We start from the raw sequence: 18,108 nt of genomic DNA, 5'->3' as shown, positions 1-18,108 counted from the left end.
GTATTTTAACTGCTGTAGCGTGCCTTTCCCGGCAATTGGCGCGCCCTAAAAACTGGCAAAATTGCCGCCCGGTTCAATACAGCCAACTACTAGCGAAGATTGGAGGCGGATGGGAAAATTTGCTTCTGTTAGTTCTGTTTCTAGCTGTTGGGAATTTGATTCATTTTTACTTGCAAAAACTGTGATAAATTTTATAATTGCTTTGTGTGTATCGGTCATCATGTTGTTAATAAAAAGCCAGTGGGGGGCGGGTTTATAAGATTGTAGATTATGGGCAATTATTATTGGTAAACCCGCCCCTAAAAGATTTAACATCATACAAATCCGAATCAAACAGAAATGATCTTATTTGTGCGTTCATCGAACCCGATCGCCTGACTGTAAATTTGTTAACTTGGCTAAAACGGCGGCGAAGAGAGCGGGTTCGATCGGCTTTGTTAAGTGTTCGTTGTAACCAGTGGCGATCGCCCGATCGCGGTCTTGTTCGCTAGCATAAGCTGTTAGCGCCACGGACGGCAAGCGCTTGAGTTGGTCGGATGCGGACGATCGCACTTTGCGGATCAGCGAGTAGCCGTCCTCAACGGGCATACCGATATCACTAACTAAAATATCCGGCGGCGACTGCTGTAAAATGTCGATCGCCTCCGCAGCCGAAGCAACCGCAGTCGCAGTCGCCCCGCACTGTTCGAGAGCAACCATCAAAAACTCGCGGTTGTCGGGTTCGTCGTCAACTACCAACACCTTTAAACCAGCCAAAATACCCGGAGGCGTTGGATTGGATTTCCTTTCTCCTCTAAACTGGGACTGCTGACTCCGAGGCTGTTTGAGTGGCAGTGTCACCGTAAATGTCGAACCCTGGTTTTTACCGGGACTTTCCGCAGTCACAGTGCCCCCGTGGAGTTGCACCAAGTGCTCGACGATCGCCAATCCCAGTCCCAAACCGCCCTCAGCCTTAGTTTTCGAGGCGTCTGCTTGTCGGAAGCGATCGAACACGTAGGGCAGAAAATCAGCAGGAATGCCCTTTCCGGTATCGCTGACAGTAATTTGCACGTAATTGGGTGATGAGGAATCGCTAAGAGCCACCGCAGACAAGCGCAGTTCGACATTTCCCCCCGAAGGCGTAAACTTCACGGCGTTAGTCAGCAAATTCCACACTACCTGCTGCAACCTCTGGGCGTCGCCCCACATCAAGCCGACTGCGGGGTCAAGTTCTAACGAAACGGTGACAGACTTGGCCTCGGCTGCCAAACGAACTGAATTATGAGCCGCCTCGATCGTCCTTACCATGTAGAACCAGCCGGGTTTCAGAGCCAGCTTGCCTTGAATAATCCGGGAAACGTCGAGCAAATCTTCCACTAGCTGGATCTGCACCTTCGACTGACGCTCGATGGCTTCCAAACCGCAAGCTAATTTATCTTGGTTGTAGGGGTGGGCGCGCAGGATCTGTGCCCACCCCTGAATCACATTTATAGGCGTTCGCAATTCGTGGGAAAGAGAGTCTAGAAACTCGTCTTTCCGGCGGCTGATCGCTTCTGCTTCCGCCCGCGCGGCCTGTTCGCGATCGAGCAACTGAGCGCGTTGGGCCTCGACTTGCTTGCGATCGCTGATGTCGGCGACGATCGACATACAGTTGATATTGCCGTTGCTGTCGCGGACTGGAGTTGCCCACAAACTGATGTCGATCGAGCTGCCGTCTTTCCTTTGGCGGTGGGTTTCCATGCCGGCGATCGCGTTTCCTTCGCGAATTCTTTTCAAATTAGCCGTGAATTCCTCCCGCTTGTCTGCGGGAACGCAGGGCACAAATTGACCTACCGCTTCTGATTCATGCCAGCCAAAAATCCTCTCGGCGGCTGGGTTCCACATTTTCACAGTGCCGTCGTCGCAGTCCAAAACGGTAATTGCTAGGGGACAAGCCTGAATCAAGGCTTCTAAAGTTTGATGGATGTGCGATCGCGCGGCTTCTGCTTGTTTGCGATCGGTGATATCGACGTTCACCCCGATCATCCGCAAAGGCAAACCCCGATCGTCCTGAAACACCTTAGCCCTGCAAGCAATCCAGCCCACGCTTTTGTCCGGGCGGCAGATGCGGAACTCTATGTTTAATTCCTCCCCGGACACCGCCGCAGCTTTTACCTGCTGTTGAGTCAAAGCGCGATCGTCTGGATGCACCATTTCCACCCAATTTTGATAGCTGTCGATACCACCGGCCGGCAGCCCGTACAAAGCCTCTAACTCCGGCGTACAAGCGATTTCGCCGGTTTGGATGTTCCATTCAAAAGTTCCGATTTTCCCTGCTTGCTGAGCGATTTGCAGCCGTTCTTGATTGTATTTGAGTTCTGCTTCCACCCGCGAGATCTCGGTCAAGTCGATGTAGAATGCGACGATCGTCTCTGGTTCGCGAGCGTCAGGGTTCAGAGTGGTTCCGCCCATCAGAATCGGCACGCGGCTGCCATCTTTGCGGATGTACTCTTTCTTGAAAGGAGTTGCGACTCCCTTAGCCCGCAGTTCCCCGGCCGCCAGGGCGTCGAGGTGCAGGTATTCGGGGGGGGTCATCCTGTCCCACCGCATTTGACCCGAGAGCAACTCTGAGCGGGTGTAGCCGACCATGTTGAGCAGGGATTGGTTGGCGTAGGCGATGCGGCCGCTAAAATCGCCGATCGCGACTCCGAAAATATTTGACTCAAACAGCCGCCGGAATATGGCTTCGCTTTGCTGCACTAGCCGTTTTGCTTGTTTGCGATCGGTAATTTCGGCAACCACGCTGCTGACTCCCAGCAGTGTTCCTGATTCATCGCTCACTGGGTAAAAGCTGATTTGCCAATCCCGCAAAACTCCCGGCTGTTGCTTGGTTTCGGCCTTAATTTCCAAGTCGAGCACGGGGGTTTGCGTCGCCAGCACTTGGCGGTAAATCCGCTCTACCATATCGGCCATTTCGGGAATTACTTCTCTAACGGTGCGCCCGATGTGATCCGCGATCGATCGCCCGTTGATCGCAGCGAGGCATTCGTTCAGGCGGATGTAGCGCAAATTGGTATCGACAAAGCACAGCCCAACCGGTGTTGTCTTGTAAACTAAGTCGAGTTCTGCTAGTTGGCGGCGAATGCGTATTTCGTTTTCTCGAAGTTGATTTTGAGCTTGTTTGCGATCGGTGATATCGAGTACGAAGAATGCTCCTTTGTCTGTGCATCCTTGGAAGTTTCCGCCGCCGACTAAAACTGGGAAGCGCGTGCCGTCTTTGCGGAGATATTCTTTTTCAAAAGGCGCGCAACTTCCTTCTGCTTCGACTTGCGCGAGGGCGATGCGATCGAGTTCTAGATATTCCGGCGCCGTAAGTTCGCTCCAGCGAATCAGTCCCGAAACTAAGTCTTCCCTCGTATATCCGATCATTTCCAGTAAGGCGTCGTTAGCGTCAGTAACTTCGCCGCTGACATCCCAGAAACCGATGCCGATCATGTTAGATTCTACCACGCTGCGGCAGCGCATTTCGCTTTCCCGCAAAGCTAATTCGGTTTGTTTTGCTGCGGTAATATCTGTGATAATTAGGCCTACTCCGATTATTTCTTCTCTTTCATTTTTCACCGGGTAGTAGTTGGCGAGCCAGTAGCCGAAATATCCCGGTTTTCCATCATGTTCGCCGCTCATTTCTAAGTTTAAAACAGGCTGACCGGTTGCTAAAACTTGCTTAATTATCGGCGCAAATTTGGCTGCATGTTCTGGCAACAATTGCCGGAAGTCTTTACCAATATGCTGTTCGGCGGGCAAACCGTGGAGTTCGGCTAAAACTTGATTGATACGAATGAAGCGCATTTCGCTATCCAGAAAGCAAATCGCTAGGGGAGATGCTTCTAATAGCGAGTCAATTAAGGCGAAGGATTGCGATGTTTTAGATAGTGCTTCTTGCGCTTCTGTGTAAAGTCTGGCGTTGTCTAGGGCGATCGCCACGCGATATGCTAAATCTTCTAGCATTGCCAAGTCTTCTGCACTGTAGCGGCGGCCAAACTTTGACGTAAAGCAAGTGATCGAACCCATTACCCGCCCGCGGGCTTTCAGCGGTACGCAAGCGTGAGATCCGATATTGAGCGATCGCAATTTTTCCATTTCTGCTGCATTTTCGGCTCCTGCTGCTAAAATCTGCTCATCCACTTCGGTAATTAGTTCGGATGTTCCGGTGCGGATTACCAGCGGATAGCCGTTAACAGCATTGTCGGCGCTCAAACTTCGGATTCTCAAGTTATTCAGACTATCAACTATAGAGGCTTCTGCGTGAGCCACAGCCACTCGGCGCAGTTTTGAGTCGCTTTCGGTCAAATGAATGCAGCACCCGTCGGCGATCGAATTTATTGCTAATTCTGCTACCTTTTGCAGCACCCTTTCCCCGTCAAACGCATCAGCCAGCATTTTGCTGACTTCTGCTAAAAAAGCCGAGCGCTGCTGTTCTATTTCCGCTTTTTCCCTCGCTGTTTGCTCGATTGTTAACTGCAATCTTTGAGTTTCTGCAAGTTTTATTTCTGTAATATCGCGGGCTACAATTAAGGCGGATTCTGGTACGCCATTTTTGTCCAATTCGGGAACTACGCGGGATTGATAACTTCGGATGCCGTTGATTGAGAATGCCTGAAATTCGACAATTTCTTCTCGACCCGTTTCTAACACTTTGTGCAGGGTTTCATCCCACATTTGGCACAGTTCCGGCGGCATTCCTATTTCTTGACTGGTTTTACCCAAAAAGAATGAAAGCGGTTTTCCTTGGCTTCTTTCCACTGCTTTATTGACATACATATAACGCAGTTCTTTGTCCGTGCGGATAATGATGTCTGGCGTATTTTCTAGCAGCGTTCTCAGTTGCTGTTCGCTGCTTGCTAAAGCTGCTTGCGCTTGTTGTCTTTCCGTGACATCTCTCACCGTGCCCACGTGTCCGATGAGTTCGCCGGAGTCGGAGAACATCGGCGAGGAACAAACGTTAATCCAGCGCACAATCCCCTGTGGTGTTTGCAGGCGATACTCGATCGCATATTCCCCACCTTGCCGAGTATAATCCAACCATCGGGCCAATACGCGATCGCTGTCTTCCGGGTGGATGCAATTCTCCCAACCGTCTCCTAAAATTTCTGTCAAACTCAAGCCGCAAATAGCCTGAAAGCGAGGGTTTGCATAGGTGTAGCGCCCCTCAAAATCTGCCATAAAAATGCCGACTGGCGAACACGAACTTAAACAGCGAAATCGTTCTTCTTGAGCTTGCAGCGCTTCTTTAGCTACTGTTAGTTCTGCTGTGCGTTCTTTAACACGACTTTCTAGCTTAGTGTAGGATAAAGCCAGGGCTCTTTCTGCTTCTTTGCGCTCAGTAATATCAATGCCAGTTGCTATCACATATTCTACCAAACCCTCGCCATCTGTTGTCACAGTATTCAACCATGAAATTAAGCGTTTCTCGCCGTTTTTAGTGCGCCAATAGTTTTGATATTCGCTGTTATAATTTTCTACCTTTAGCTTGGTAAAAACAGTTTTAACAGGATCTATTTCTTCGGGGATTAAGAACAAATCCCACACATATTTATTGATTACTTCTGCTGTCGAGTAGCCTGTAGTTTTTTCGCAAGCTTGGTTAAAGCGGACAATCCGTCCTTGGCTGTCGAGAACTACAATTAAGCAAGCCGTCGTGTCAATTACTTTGGAAATAATATTACGTTCTATTTCTAGTTCTTGTGCTGCGGACTTTAAGCCAGCATACCAAGCGCTAACCATTGCAGCGGCCAAAAGTAAGATTGCAGGAGCTGCCTGGAAGGAAAACAGTAACAGAGTTGTCAGCAGTAAAGCCGTGCCGGCACTAAATGTAGCAATACTGTAAGATTTAATGGGTAAGGGCAAGACCTCAAACTGGCTCATTTTTGTTGACCTGTAGCGATGGCGCGATCGCACTATTGCTGATGTCGATGAAACAACCTTGTTAAAACTTAGTTAAAACTAAGTATTTATTTTTTCTATACAAAACCACATTTGTCGGTTCTCTGCCATCTTCCCACAGACAGATTGGCTGCGGAATTTCTGCTGAATCAACTGCTATCATAGATCCAGGGACAAATTAGATTATCTAATTTCTGGGAGCAATAAGCGAGTGAATCACAAGCTGGCCAAAATTATTGGATTATTTTTCGCAGCCGCCACCCTTTTTGGATTCGTCGGTTACGCGCTGCAAAATCCCAACTTAGCCAGCAACTCAGCGATATCGATCGGCTTCCCAAATCTTACCACCCTGGCCGTCGGGGCGATCGACAACAAACGATCCCAAATTTATCTCAACGGAACTTGGCAATTTGTCCCCGCAGTTGGCAACCCCAAAAACCCCCCCGTCTCTCCAAGTTGGGGTTCCATCCAAGTACCCGGAGATTGGCAAAAAGAAAACAACCAATCCGTACCCGGAATCATCACTCGCGGCAACGGCAAAGATTGGGAAAACTTCAACAGCCAACAACTTTCAAAAGCTTGGTATCAGAGAAATATAGACATTCCCGGCGACTGGAAAAACCGCAGAATTTTTCTCGACTTAGCCAGAGTCAGCACGGATGCAGTCATCTTTGTCAACGGCATTAACTGCGGTGAAATTCCCTGGCCCTACGGCACTATTGAACTTACCAAAGTAGCAAAACCAGGTCAAAACACCCTATCTATTTTAGTGGTGGCAGTATCCGATGAAAAGGAAAAAGCCGTCATCATGGGTCCCACAGAAATCTACACAGAAAAATCCCAGTTGCAATCGCGGGGAATTATCGGCGAGGTACGACTTCTGAGCCTTCCCCCAGGTCCGCTAATTAGCGACGTATTCGTCCAAACTTCCACCCGAAAAAAGCAAGTTAAATTAGATGTAGAACTCAAAGACGTTGCCCAAAACGGTCAAGTTGAATTAATCGCGGAAATGCTCGACGAAAAAGGCAAAGTACAACAAAAATTCACCGCAAATGCCAAGGTTCAAGCTAAACCCATTCAAACCATACAAGTTCAGTGGAATTGGCCAAATCCCCGTCTTTGGGATATCGGGCAACCAAACCTTTACACCCTGCAATTAGAAGTAAAAGGCAGCGGCATAGACACGCAATACCACCAACCTTTTGGCTTCCGGGAATTTTGGATAGAAGGGCGCAAATTTTTCTTAAACGGAACCGAATTTCGGCTGCGACCAAACTTGCACTTCGATTCTTGGCAAGGCGGGATACTAGAAGTTTCTGATAGCCTAATTGATGGCTACGTAAAAGCAGGTTTTAACATAACAGAAATGTGGCCTTGGAATCACGACGAGCGGGGTAGGTGGCACTTCCGAGAGTTATTTTCCGAAAGAGCAGACCTCAAAGGTTTGCCCATTATGGCTCCCGCTTTAGATATTAGTCCTATCGCTTGGAACGGCAAGTGGAAAAACCCTTACTGGAACGACCGCTGGAAAGCCCGAATGGTGACTGAAATGCGCCGCTACCGCAATCATCCATCAGTATTAATGTGGGCGACAAGTCCTAATTTTTTCGGCAACGCTGACGACCTAAATCCCCGTCGCATCGGCAAAAGCAAAGTAGAAGGAACTCTCAGCCCCCCCGAAAACCAGCGTTTGCGGGTGAACACTCCCCTAGGAAATGACGCTATAGCTGGGATTAAATCGGCAGACCCAACCAGACCTGTGATGGTACACCAAGGCGCCCACTTCGGTGATGTTTATGCGCTGAATACTTATTTAAATATGATTCCCTTGCAAGAACGGGAAGAGTGGATTTCTGAGTGGAGTAAAACCGGAGAAATACCCTACATGGCAGTCGAGTTTGGGACTCCTCTGCACGCAACTATGATGCGGGGCCGCAAAGGGTTTGGTCAGGCGATTCTCAGCGAACCTTGGATGACTGAGTTTGCGGCCATTTATTTTGGCAAGCAGGCTTACGAGTTGGAAACGGCGGCTTATAAATCTAAAATTCGCGATCAGTTTGTCAAGGGTCAGGAGTATCAAAGCTGGCATGGTAAAAAAGAGTTAGATTTTGCACCCGCTTTTCAAAAGTTGCAGCAGTTATTCAGTACAAATACTTGGCGGAGTTGGCGGACTTTTGGAATGTCCGGGGGGATGATTCCTTGGAATGACGGGCACGGTTGGGAAGTTTCCGAAGCTGGCAGAAAAAAGGTGGATATTGGGGCATTTCAACCTGGTGACCGGGGAGTTTATTTGAAGCAAGTCTCGAATAATCTTTTGAATTATTTGCAGCCCGAAGCTTATATTGTTCATCCTGGGGGCGAGGCAATTATTAATAATAATAGCTCGACTTTGGCTTGGATTGCGGGTGCTAGCCCGGTTTTTACTGCCAAAGATCACAATTTGTTTGTGGGCGGAAAACTGGAAAAGCAAGTAGTGTTAATTAACGATACGCGGGCGGCGCAAGAATTTTCGTTTAATTGGCGGGTTTTAGTGGGGGGAAAAGAAGTAAAAAAAGGCGATAACAAAGGGATAATTGCTCCGGCAGGCACCCTATTTTTCCCAATAAACGTAAATTTGCAAAATACCATTTCTAGCAAGGCTGACGGCGAAATACGCTTAACTGCACGGGTGGGCGATCGATCGCATTCTGATACATTTGCTTTCCGCGTTTTTCCCAAACAATCTAACATCAAAGATTCGGTGACAATTTTCGATCCAGTGGGCAAAACATCGGCAATGTTAAAACAATTAGGTTATCAGCTTGTACCGTGGAATGGTTCGCAAGTTTCATCGCTATTAATTATCGGTAGGGAAGCGTTTTATAGCGGGGAAAAATTGCCGGGAAGTTTAGAAAGTTTTGTGCGAAACGGCGGCAAAGCAATTGTGTTTCCTCAGCGCAGGGAATGGCTGGAAAATACGGGTTTCCGGGTTGCTGCCCACGTCAGCCGCCGCGCTTATCCACTTGACAGCAACCACCCGGCAATTAGCGGTTTAGACAGTGAAGATTTGCGGGATTGGGTGGGGGAAAGCACGCTGGTTGAAGCTTATCCAGATACGATCCAAACTGGCCCTAATTTAAGTCCGGCAAATAAACCTTGGTATGGCTGGCGTTGGGGAAACCGCGGCGGTGTCAGCAGCGCTTCAATTGAGAAACCGCACCGCAGCGGTTGGCGCCCTATTTTGGAATCAGAGTTTGATTTAGCTTATTCGCCGCTGATGGAATTGGATTACGGAAAAGGGCGGCTGATTTTAAACGAGTTGGATTTGGAAGACCATTATTCTGTAGATGCTGGGGCGGCGCAGTTAGTGCAACAAATTGTGAGTTACGGGATGAATTCTCCGGTACTTGGAAAGCCGGATAAAGTGGTTTTAATTGGGGGAGATGGAGATGCCCAAAAGTTGGACAGTTTGGGGGTAATTTATCACCGCGCTAGTTCGCTTTCTAATGATGTTGGTTTGGCAATTGTGGGGAGAGAAGCGAATCTGAAAGATGCAGATTTGCGCGATTATTTGAATGCTGGCGGAAAGGCATTTTTCTTGCCGCGTCAAGTGCCTGCTGCGGGTTTGGGCGTGGGTTTGCAGCAAGCGCAGGATTTCGGCGGTTCGCTGGCGGTTCCGAGTTGGGATGAGGTGAAGGGGGTTAGTGCCTCAGATGTGCGATCGCGCTCTTTTTATGATACTTGGTTGATTAAGTCTGGGGGAGAAATCGGCGCTGACGGTTTGTTAAGTCGGGTACAAGTGGGCAAGGGTGTGGCGATTTTTTCTCAGATTGAACCGGACAGTTTGAATGCTGATACTAAGACTTATTTGCGTTTTACTCGCTGGCGGCAAACCAGGGCAAATGCTCAGATTTTGGCTAATTTAGGGGCGAGTTTTAAGGCGGATAGAGATATTTTTAACGGTGCGAGTCGGGATTTTTATCACTGGGATTACAAGGCGGATTTTGAGAATGGGGACGATCCTTATCGGTATTATCGATGGTAGAAGTTTTTAACCGCAGATGAACGCGGATTAACGCGGATTTTATGGAGGATATTACAGGTCAAAGTGACGGCGGAAGCGGGGGTCTAGTTTGTCGGTTTTCTTTTGGTTGCAGGTGCCGCAGAGGGTTTGCAAGTTGCTGATGTCGTTGCTGCCGCCGCGCGCTAGGGGGATGATATGATCGATCGTCAGTTGGGTTTCTAGTTTGGTTTGGCCGCAGCTTTGGCACTGGTATTTATTGCGAGTAAATACGTATTTTCTGACTTCTGGGGGAATGGGAATTCTTGGGGTTTTAGACATGATGATTTTTAACCGCAGATGAACGCGAATTAACCCGGATGTTTGATGGATTAGCTGGGTGAGTTTTCTTGATTGAGAAGTTGGCGACGCAAATCGTCAAGGGGAGATTCGGGTTTGCTAGTTTCTGATTCGTTGTTTTCTGGTGTTTCTTCTACTTCAGGTTCGTCGGGGCAAAACTCTATAGTGACATTGAGTTTAAGCTTCATCTTTCCTTTCTTCCAGCCATTAGCACCCACTCTGAGAATTTCACAATCTATACCTTCACCAAACCAGTTCTCATAAGCATTAGGTTGTTGGTCAGTATTTGAACCTACATAAATGTAGAGTTTTTGTTGATTCAACAAGTGAGTTAGTTTCTCTCCTAACCCATATTCAGGCAAAACTCCATTTACTGTTTCCTTGAGTTTTTCAACTTTAAGCATTGCGTTACCGAAAGATAAAGCATCCTCATTACCGCAGTTGTGAAAATCAAATTTATCTTCCATGTTGATATCTCACCTAATAGGTTTTTTAGCCATGAGTTTTAACCGCAGATGAACGCGAATGAACGCGGATGTTTGATGGCTCACTCGGCAAATATTTCGTCATAAATGTCATTTTCCGCACTCAGCCAATCTTGATAAGCTTGGGATACAAGCATCGGTTGAACAGATTCTTTTCCACTTTTCAAGAATAGGGCTAGGTTCAGAAGTGTTTCTAACTTATCCTCTGGAAGTTGTTCGATTATTGTTAAAATTTTTTGGCGAATGTTCATAGGATTAAAGTCGCTCTTTGTTGGCTATTATAGCACAATAAACACAATAAAAAGACCCGGTGAATAGAATTCGCCAAAATTGCAATCATTCACCATCCACCGAAACACCATCATTTTGTCCGATTACAGGCAACAAATGCTCGTGCAACTTCATCGCCTGCAAACAACTATTAATCCCTGAAACCGCCCGATCGTACTCTTTGATCTTTTCTTCATTCTCAGCTTGCCGCCGCAGATTCCCAGCAATCTTTTCCTCCGCTTCCTGTGCCAAAGTTTGCTCCAAATAATCGCGGGCTTGACTGTATTTCTGCAAAATATCATCAGCTTGCTTTTGGGCCAGCGGCAACAAATGCTCTTTCAGCGTTTGGTTGACAGTTTGACGGAAAGTTTGCCGAATAGTTCTAGATACTTTCGGCTCAAAATCCAGCCGCAATAATTGCCGAATTGCGGGTTGGGCGTCTACCATGTTTTCGCAGTCGTAACCTTGAGAAGTTTGCTGCAATGTTTCCCGGAATTGATAAATTGAAAATGTGCCTTCGTCGTAAAAACGGGGACTTTCTCGCACGTAGCGATCGCACTCAACACCCGCCGCATTTACCAAAGCATCAGAAACCCGCTTTGATAACTCCTCTAACTGCTGTTCAATTCCCCCGTCGTTCCCCAACAACCGATAAAGTAATCGATAGTATTCTGACTTGCGAACGCTATCTTTCAAATACTGGAAATAATTATCAACCAGTGACTTAGTAGCCTCTACTAAAATATCTTCCAACTGATTCGCTAAATAATAAAGTGCTTCAACTAAAACAGCAATTAAAGGTGCTGTCGCATTCCGGGGATGATTCCGCAAAGTGCGTCCGTAAGCCGCCTCAACAGAAAATCCGTCTAACAACTCATCCAAGCGCCGGATCATCCGAGATTGCAGTTGCCGAAAGTCTGTATCGAAAATATCGCATTTATTCATAATCATTTCATTGACTTCTTCGGCGATATGTTCCCGAAAATCCTGTCCGACTTGCTGCAATTCTTGATTTAGCCGCAAAAGTTCCTGTGCTTTCATTGCTTCAATTTCGCGGGGCTGGCTGTCCAAATTCCGCTGAATTGTTTGGTAATGTTTCCGCAGTTGAATGCACAAATCTTCTAAATCGTCAGCAAGATTTTTGAAGAGTTGCGGGCGTTTTTCTTCGGTGAGGTAACGGGTGATGGCTGTGCGAAAATCTTCGATACCGCTATCTTGAATTAATTGAGCAATTAATGGTTGTCCTTGCTCTGCAAGAATCCGCACGTAGTTTTCATTGGGTGTTTCGTAGCTGTTAACTGAAATGCGAAATTTGCTCGGAGATAGCTTGCCCGAATTCGCACAGTATCGGTTAAACTCGCTGACAAATTGCGGTGTTTCTTCACTATTACCGAGAAACTCTGAATCTAATTTATCATCTCCAGAAACTCGCCCTTGACTGCTGGCAAAGATTGTATTTAAACCAAAGCGATCGCGCCCTGTTGTCCCGCGAATCAAACTCCCGTAAAATCCCAACAATCCGCTAGTTTTATAAACTCTCGCAGTATCGCGAAAGTCGGAATTAATCAGATTTTCTAAGCGCTGTCGCAGTTGCGTGTTGTACCAAGTTTCGTCAATGCGGTTGAAAATGTAAAAAAGCCGATCGCGAATTCCCGGATTTCCCCGTGTTTTTTCCATCAGCTCGGTTTCTTCCGTCGTCATTTCCCCAGACGAAGCTGCTTTCAAAACGCAGACAACCGCCGAAGTATCCGGGCTTTCAATCTTATCATAAGTCAATTCTGCATCCCGCTGCACCGGCGCATCAATTCCCGGCGTATCAATAATAATATTGCCATCTTGTAGCAAGGGATGATAACAGTAATATTCTACTCGCTTGAGTACAGCACTGTTGCTACCGCGACGGGCATAACTAGCAGCTTCCTTGAGATTGGAAAAGTTAAACTGTTCCATCGAATAGGTAGCGTTGTCGAGAGTTTGGATGCGCTCGCGATTTGCCTCAAAACCTTCTAACAGCAGCATCAAAGCCTTAGCTTTTTTGGCTAGTTCCGATTTATTTTCGCCGCCTTCCGTTTGAATAATTATGTTACATCCCTGAGACAACAGCGACACTACATCTGTTTGATTAATATTAAGTTCAGTAGTTAAACCTAACTGATGGCAAAGCACAGAAGCTTGCTGGCTAATCTCAAACTCGCTCAAAAAAGTGAGAACAACGCGCTCTTTTTCCGGCTCAGCAAAGGCGATATAACATTCAGTACCTGTCGCGTGTCCTTCAGCACTGTAGAGCAATTCCCGCTCCAGCAAAGCATTAATCAGCATCGATTTACCCGCACTGAAAGCGCCTGCAAACACAATTTCAAACTCGGGAGAAATTGCCTTTTTCAGAGAAGCTTGTACCGCCGTGATATCTTGTTGTCGCAAAGACGGTTCCTGACGCAGCAGTTGCAGTAAAGAGTCAACTTGCTCTTGCAGATTGTTGCATTGAGGGGGCATTTGAGTCATCGCTGCACACTGCTCCTGATTGTGGGAAAATTACCTTAGTTTTAATTCTCTGCTAGTTCAGGAATAATCACAACAGTAATTTTACTTATGCGATCCAGGATTGCTGAAAGTGCGATCGGCTATTCTGGCTACAAATCATATCGTTTACGGTTATTTCGGAAGGATTAAACCGCAGAGGCCGCAGAGGGCGCTGAGGAAGAGAAGAGAGAGATGAATAATTCCGATACCCACGGATTTGATATCATCTATTTACAACCAAGTCGCTAAATCTCAGAGGTCGTTAAAAGTTAACAACGCATCTGCTAGATTTTCCCATAAAATTAGTAGTAAGGCGCGCATTATTGCGCCCCTACAAAATTAAACTAGCGCATTGCGTACTCTAGATTAAACCGATAAATCCTGACGCGGTTTAAAAGACTCAACCTGCCGCAACTTTTCGTATAATTCCCGTTCCTCTTGACTAATTTCTTTGGGAATTAACACCTGGATTTCTACCAATTGATCGCCCCGATCGCCATTTCCTGTCGGATAGCCCTTGTTAGCCAGCCGCAACCGCTTTCCAGACGTTACTCCCGGTGGCAATTTCATCTTTACCAAGCCGTCCAGCGTCGGTACTTCAATATCTCCGCCTAACACCGCTTCGCTGGGAGTCAGTGGCAATTCGCAGCAAACATCCGACATTTCCAATCGAAAAAATGGATGGAGAGAAACCGTGATTTTCAAATATAAATCTCCGCCGCCAATACCTTGATTTCGCAAGCGAATTCGCTGGCCTGATACCATAGCAGGAGGCAGATTTACCTCGATCGCTCGCCCATCTTCCAGACGAATTCGCTCGGTACCGCCCGAATAAGCCCTTTCCAAAGGTAGAGTTAGCCTGGCCTCAATGTCTCTTCTCGTTTCGCGATCGACTGTTTCCCTAATTTCCCGTCGCATTTCGCGATCGGCTATATCCCTTCTGATTTCTCGATCGACTATCTCCCGTCGCATTTCTCGATCGACTGTTTCCCGTCGCATTTCGCGATCGACTGTTTCCCGTCGCATTTCGCGATCGTCTGTTTCTCGTCGCATTTCGCGATCGTCTGTTTCTCGTCGCATTTCGCGATCGTCGAAATCCCTTCTAGGTGGGCGAGAATTAGCAACATAACTCGTTTTCTTAGAAGCCGTACTCCACGGTTCAGAGGAGGCTACTCCCGCTGTATCATTCGCTGTCGCCATCCTCACTTCCCGGCGCCTTCCGAGCACTTGGTCGAGAAATTTATTAAAATCTGAGTAATCACTAAAATCGACATCTTCGGCCGGTTTTTTGCGGGTAGCTTTACCATTTCCCCAAGTTTTAAAATTGGGAAGTCGCACCCCTTGCTTTCCTTGAAATCCCTTTTGTTTCCAGAACTTACTAAACTGATCGTATTGAGCTCGCTTGTCAATATCGGAAAGAATATCGTAAGCTTCATTAATATCCTTAAACCTATCTTCAGCAGATTTGTCCCCCGGATTTACGTCAGGGTGCAACTGTCTGGCTAGCCGTCGATAGGCTTTTTTTATCTCATCAGCCGTGGCATCTTTGGGCACTCCCAAAATTAGATAGTAATTGCGAAAATTCTGCATAGTTGGAGAAGGAAGAAGGAAGAAGGAAGAGGGATGAGGGAAGAAGGATGAAGGATGAGAGATGAGGGATAAAGGATGAGGGAAGAAGGAAGAAGGAAGAAGGATGATGTTTTATCCTTCTAGTTTGTTGATTGTACTGACAATTAATCGTGTGAGTTCATCTACTTCTTTGATAACTGGTGAGATTTTTTCTGGCGCTGCTAACCCTACTCTATCAGAAATCACTAGATGAGTATCCAGTTCTCTGAGCGAACCGAGAGCTATTCGCAAATATCGAATATACTCTTGTCTAGTAACACGCCCATATCCCTCCGCAATGTTAGCTGGTACTGATACAGATGCACGGCGAATTTGACTGGTAATACCATAAAGTTCAGACGAATGAAAAGATTTAGTTAATTCGTAGCAAACTTGACAAAGATAAATACCCCGCTGCCAGATGTATTGTTCTCTATGGGTCATACAACATAATTTTCTCCTTACTTATCATAGTAATCTTTATCTAATTCAAAGAAGTCTAGTGTAGGAGAGAAGAAAGAAAGGATCTGAGAAGAATTCGGAAAAGAGCTGTCACAAATTCTCTGCTGAAAATCCGTTATTTTCCTTCTTCCTTCTTCCCTCTTCCTTCTTCATTCTTCCTTCAATTACAGCCAATCGTCGTCATCATCCCAATCGTCGCTTTGATTTTGATAAGGGCGAGTGGGGCGATTAGCACTGCTTCTACGATCGCCCATACGATCGCCCATACGATCGCCCATACGATCGCCCATGCGATCACCCATACGATCGTTCATACGATCGTATGGGCGATCGGGAATTGGATCGACTGTCGATCGCCTGTACGGCTTAGGATTGGTATAATAGCTGCTGTCATCGCTGCGCCGCTTGGTACCGTCGCCCGTAAAAGTCCGCTTCACAGACTCAAAGAAATCGTCATCATCATCATCCATCGCAAACGCGGAAACTTCCCGGCTCAAATCGTAAAGAGCATCCTGCAAATCCGAACCAACTTGGTCAACTCCGCGCTCATCATTGCGTTCCAAACTGTCTCGCAATTCCCGAATTAAAGTTTCAATTCGCTGGCGGCTTCTTTGAGCAAACTGCATTCCGCGATCGAGGGCAACTTCTCGCAATTGCCGCTCAGCTTGATAAGCTAAAGCTTCAGCGCGATTGCGTTTTTCTACCTTTTCCCGCTGCAACTTATCAGCTTGAGCAAACTGTTCCGCATCGCGAATCATTTGATTCACTTCCTGCTGAGTCAGCGTCGAAGCACCTTGCACAGTAATGCTTTGTTCCCTGCCGGTAGTTTTGTCCAAAGCAGTCACTAACAGCATCCCGTTAGCATCAATATCAAAAGCTACTTGTACCTGCGGAATCCCTCGCGGTGCCGGTGGAATTCCAGTTAGTTTAAACCGTCCCAAAGACTTATTATCTCTGCCTAATTCCCGTTCCCCTTGGATGACATGAATTTCTACCACAGTTTGGTTGTTTTCAGCAGTCGAAAAAATATCCGATCGCCTGACGGGAATAGTAGTATTCCGAGGAATCAGTTTTTTCATCACCCCGCCGATAGTTTCCAAACCCAACGAAAGTGGCGTCACATCCAACAGCAGCACATCGCGGACATCGCCACCCAAAATCCCCGCTTGAATGGCCGCACCCACCGCCACAACTTCATCGGGATTGACATTTTGATTCGGTTCTCGATCGATCAAACTGCGAACAACTTCCTGCACCAAAGGAATGCGAGTCGAACCGCCGACTAGCACAACTTCATCAATGCGAGAAGGACTCAAACTTGCATCAGCCAAAGCTTGTTTCACCGGTCGCCGCAACCGCTGCACCAAATCAGTGCACAGCCCCTCAAATTGACCGCGAGTCAGTCGCGTTTCCAGATGCAAAGGCCCGTCTTCATTGGCATCGATAAACGGCAAATTAATCTCGGTGACACCGACTCCCGACAGCTCAATCTTGGCTTTTTCAGCCGCTTCGATCAAGCGCTGCAAAGCTTGGCGATTTTTCCGCAAATCAATTCCTTCTTTTTCTAAGAATTGTTCTGCCAACCAATCAACAATTTTAGAGTCAAAATCATTGCCACCTAATTGAGTATCGCCGCTAGTTGCTTTAACTTCAAATACTCCGTCTCCTACATCTAAGATAGAGACATCAAAAGTACCGCCGCCCAAATCAAACACTAAAATAGTTTGACTTTCTCGCCTCTCCAAACCGTAAGCCAAAGAAGCAGCCGTCGGCTCATTTAAAATCCGTTTGACCTCAAGTCCGGCAATTCGTCCCGCATCGCGCGTCGCCTGTCGCTGCGAGTCGTTGAAATAAGCGGGAACAGTAATTACAGCCCCCGTCACCTCTTGTCCCAGATAGCGGCTGGCTTCATCAGCCAGTTTCCGCAACACCATCGCCGAAATTTCCTCTGGGGCAAAATCTTTTTTCAGGCGGGGACACTTGATTTTGATGTTCCCGTTTTCGTCGCGGCGAGTTGTGTAAGGGACGCGCTTTGATTCTGGAGTCAGTTCGGTATATTTGCGTCCGATGTACCGCTTGACAGCGTAAAAGGTGTTTTGCGGGTTGAGCACAGTCTGGCGTCGGGCCATCTGTCCCACCAGGCGTTCTCCTTCCTTTGTGAAAGCGACTACCGAGGGAGTTGTCCGCATCCCTTCTGCATTGGCAATCACAACCGGTTTGCCGCCTTCCATGACGGCTACTACTGAGTTTGTTGTTCCGAGGTCAATGCCAACTACTTTACCCATGCGTCTGTTGTCTCCTGTGGCGTTGTGTGTAACTTTTTCAATATAAGCGTTAAGTATGATTGCACTTATTGTACCGCGTCGAGAAGCGGGGGCTGCGGGGGGATTGCCTCACTTGGGGCTAGCGGCTGGGGTTGGCTGGGTGCGATCGCTCGCCTGGTGGATTGGCGATCGGCTTGAGAAGTAGGAGTGTCAACGTGGGAAAGCCGTGTATGTCCATCTTTTGACAGCAAAAAAAATA

Annotated in this window: 11 protein-coding genes; 2 read left to right on the top strand and 9 right to left on the bottom strand. The window is 47.3% G+C overall.

Annotated features, from left to right (window positions below):
• Nucleotides 1–45 precede the first annotated feature (45 nt).
• Together QUA27_RS11925 and QUA27_RS11920 are read right to left on the bottom strand one after the other, a co-directional pair.
• On the bottom strand, nucleotides 46–222 hold the full coding sequence (locus QUA27_RS11925) for a hypothetical protein (protein WP_333068177.1): 177 nt from the start codon (nucleotides 220–222) through the stop codon (nucleotides 46–48).
• 135 nt (nucleotides 223–357) lie between these two features.
• The gene (locus QUA27_RS11920; protein WP_333068176.1) at nucleotides 358–5,883 is read right to left on the bottom strand and encodes a PAS domain S-box protein; all 5,526 of its coding nucleotides are present in this window, start codon (nucleotides 5,881–5,883) and stop codon (nucleotides 358–360) included.
• Between the two features lie 229 nt (nucleotides 5,884–6,112).
• On the opposite strand from QUA27_RS11920, the gene QUA27_RS11915 reads away from it, so the two are divergent.
• Nucleotides 6,113–9,925 (top strand): glycoside hydrolase family 2 protein, encoded by a 3,813-nt coding sequence (locus tag QUA27_RS11915; protein WP_333068175.1) that lies wholly within the window; start codon nucleotides 6,113–6,115, stop codon nucleotides 9,923–9,925.
• Between the two features lie 51 nt (nucleotides 9,926–9,976).
• Here the strand turns inward: QUA27_RS11915 and QUA27_RS11910 are convergent, their stop codons facing one another.
• From QUA27_RS11910 to dnaK, 7 genes are all read right to left on the bottom strand, one after another.
• Nucleotides 9,977–10,222: an HNH endonuclease gene (locus QUA27_RS11910; RefSeq protein WP_015179287.1), complete on the bottom strand. Its 246-nt coding sequence runs from the start codon at nucleotides 10,220–10,222 to the stop codon at nucleotides 9,977–9,979.
• Nucleotides 10,223–10,272: 50 nt separating this feature from the next.
• Nucleotides 10,273–10,707, bottom strand: a complete 435-nt coding sequence (locus QUA27_RS11905) for a KGK domain-containing protein (protein WP_333068174.1) — start codon at nucleotides 10,705–10,707, stop codon at nucleotides 10,273–10,275.
• A gap of 80 nt (nucleotides 10,708–10,787) precedes the next feature.
• A complete protein-coding gene (locus QUA27_RS11900) occupies nucleotides 10,788–10,976 on the bottom strand; it encodes a hypothetical protein (protein WP_333068173.1) in 189 nt (62 codons plus the stop codon).
• An 85-nt stretch (nucleotides 10,977–11,061) separates the two neighbouring features.
• A complete protein-coding gene (locus QUA27_RS11895) occupies nucleotides 11,062–13,497 on the bottom strand; it encodes a dynamin family protein (protein WP_333068171.1) in 2,436 nt (811 codons plus the stop codon).
• A gap of 384 nt (nucleotides 13,498–13,881) precedes the next feature.
• A complete protein-coding gene (locus tag QUA27_RS11890; protein WP_333068170.1) occupies nucleotides 13,882–15,105 on the bottom strand; it encodes a DnaJ C-terminal domain-containing protein in 1,224 nt (407 codons plus the stop codon).
• Nucleotides 15,106–15,216: 111 nt separating this feature from the next.
• A complete protein-coding gene (locus QUA27_RS11885) occupies nucleotides 15,217–15,567 on the bottom strand; it encodes a four helix bundle protein (RefSeq protein WP_333068169.1) in 351 nt (116 codons plus the stop codon).
• Between the two features lie 182 nt (nucleotides 15,568–15,749).
• Nucleotides 15,750–17,870: a molecular chaperone DnaK gene (dnaK, locus tag QUA27_RS11880; RefSeq protein WP_333068168.1), complete on the bottom strand. Its 2,121-nt coding sequence runs from the start codon at nucleotides 17,868–17,870 to the stop codon at nucleotides 15,750–15,752.
• A gap of 55 nt (nucleotides 17,871–17,925) precedes the next feature.
• On the opposite strand from dnaK, the gene QUA27_RS11875 reads away from it, so the two are divergent.
• The gene (locus QUA27_RS11875) at nucleotides 17,926–18,054 is read left to right on the top strand and encodes a hypothetical protein (protein WP_333068166.1); all 129 of its coding nucleotides are present in this window, start codon (nucleotides 17,926–17,928) and stop codon (nucleotides 18,052–18,054) included.
• Nucleotides 18,055–18,108: the final 54 nt, after the last annotated feature.

This window comes from Microcoleus harperi Pol14_C6, assembly GCF_036701295.1.
GTDB lineage: Bacteria > Cyanobacteriota > Cyanobacteriia > Cyanobacteriales > Microcoleaceae > Microcoleus.
This window is presented reverse-complemented; position numbering and strand designations above follow the sequence as displayed.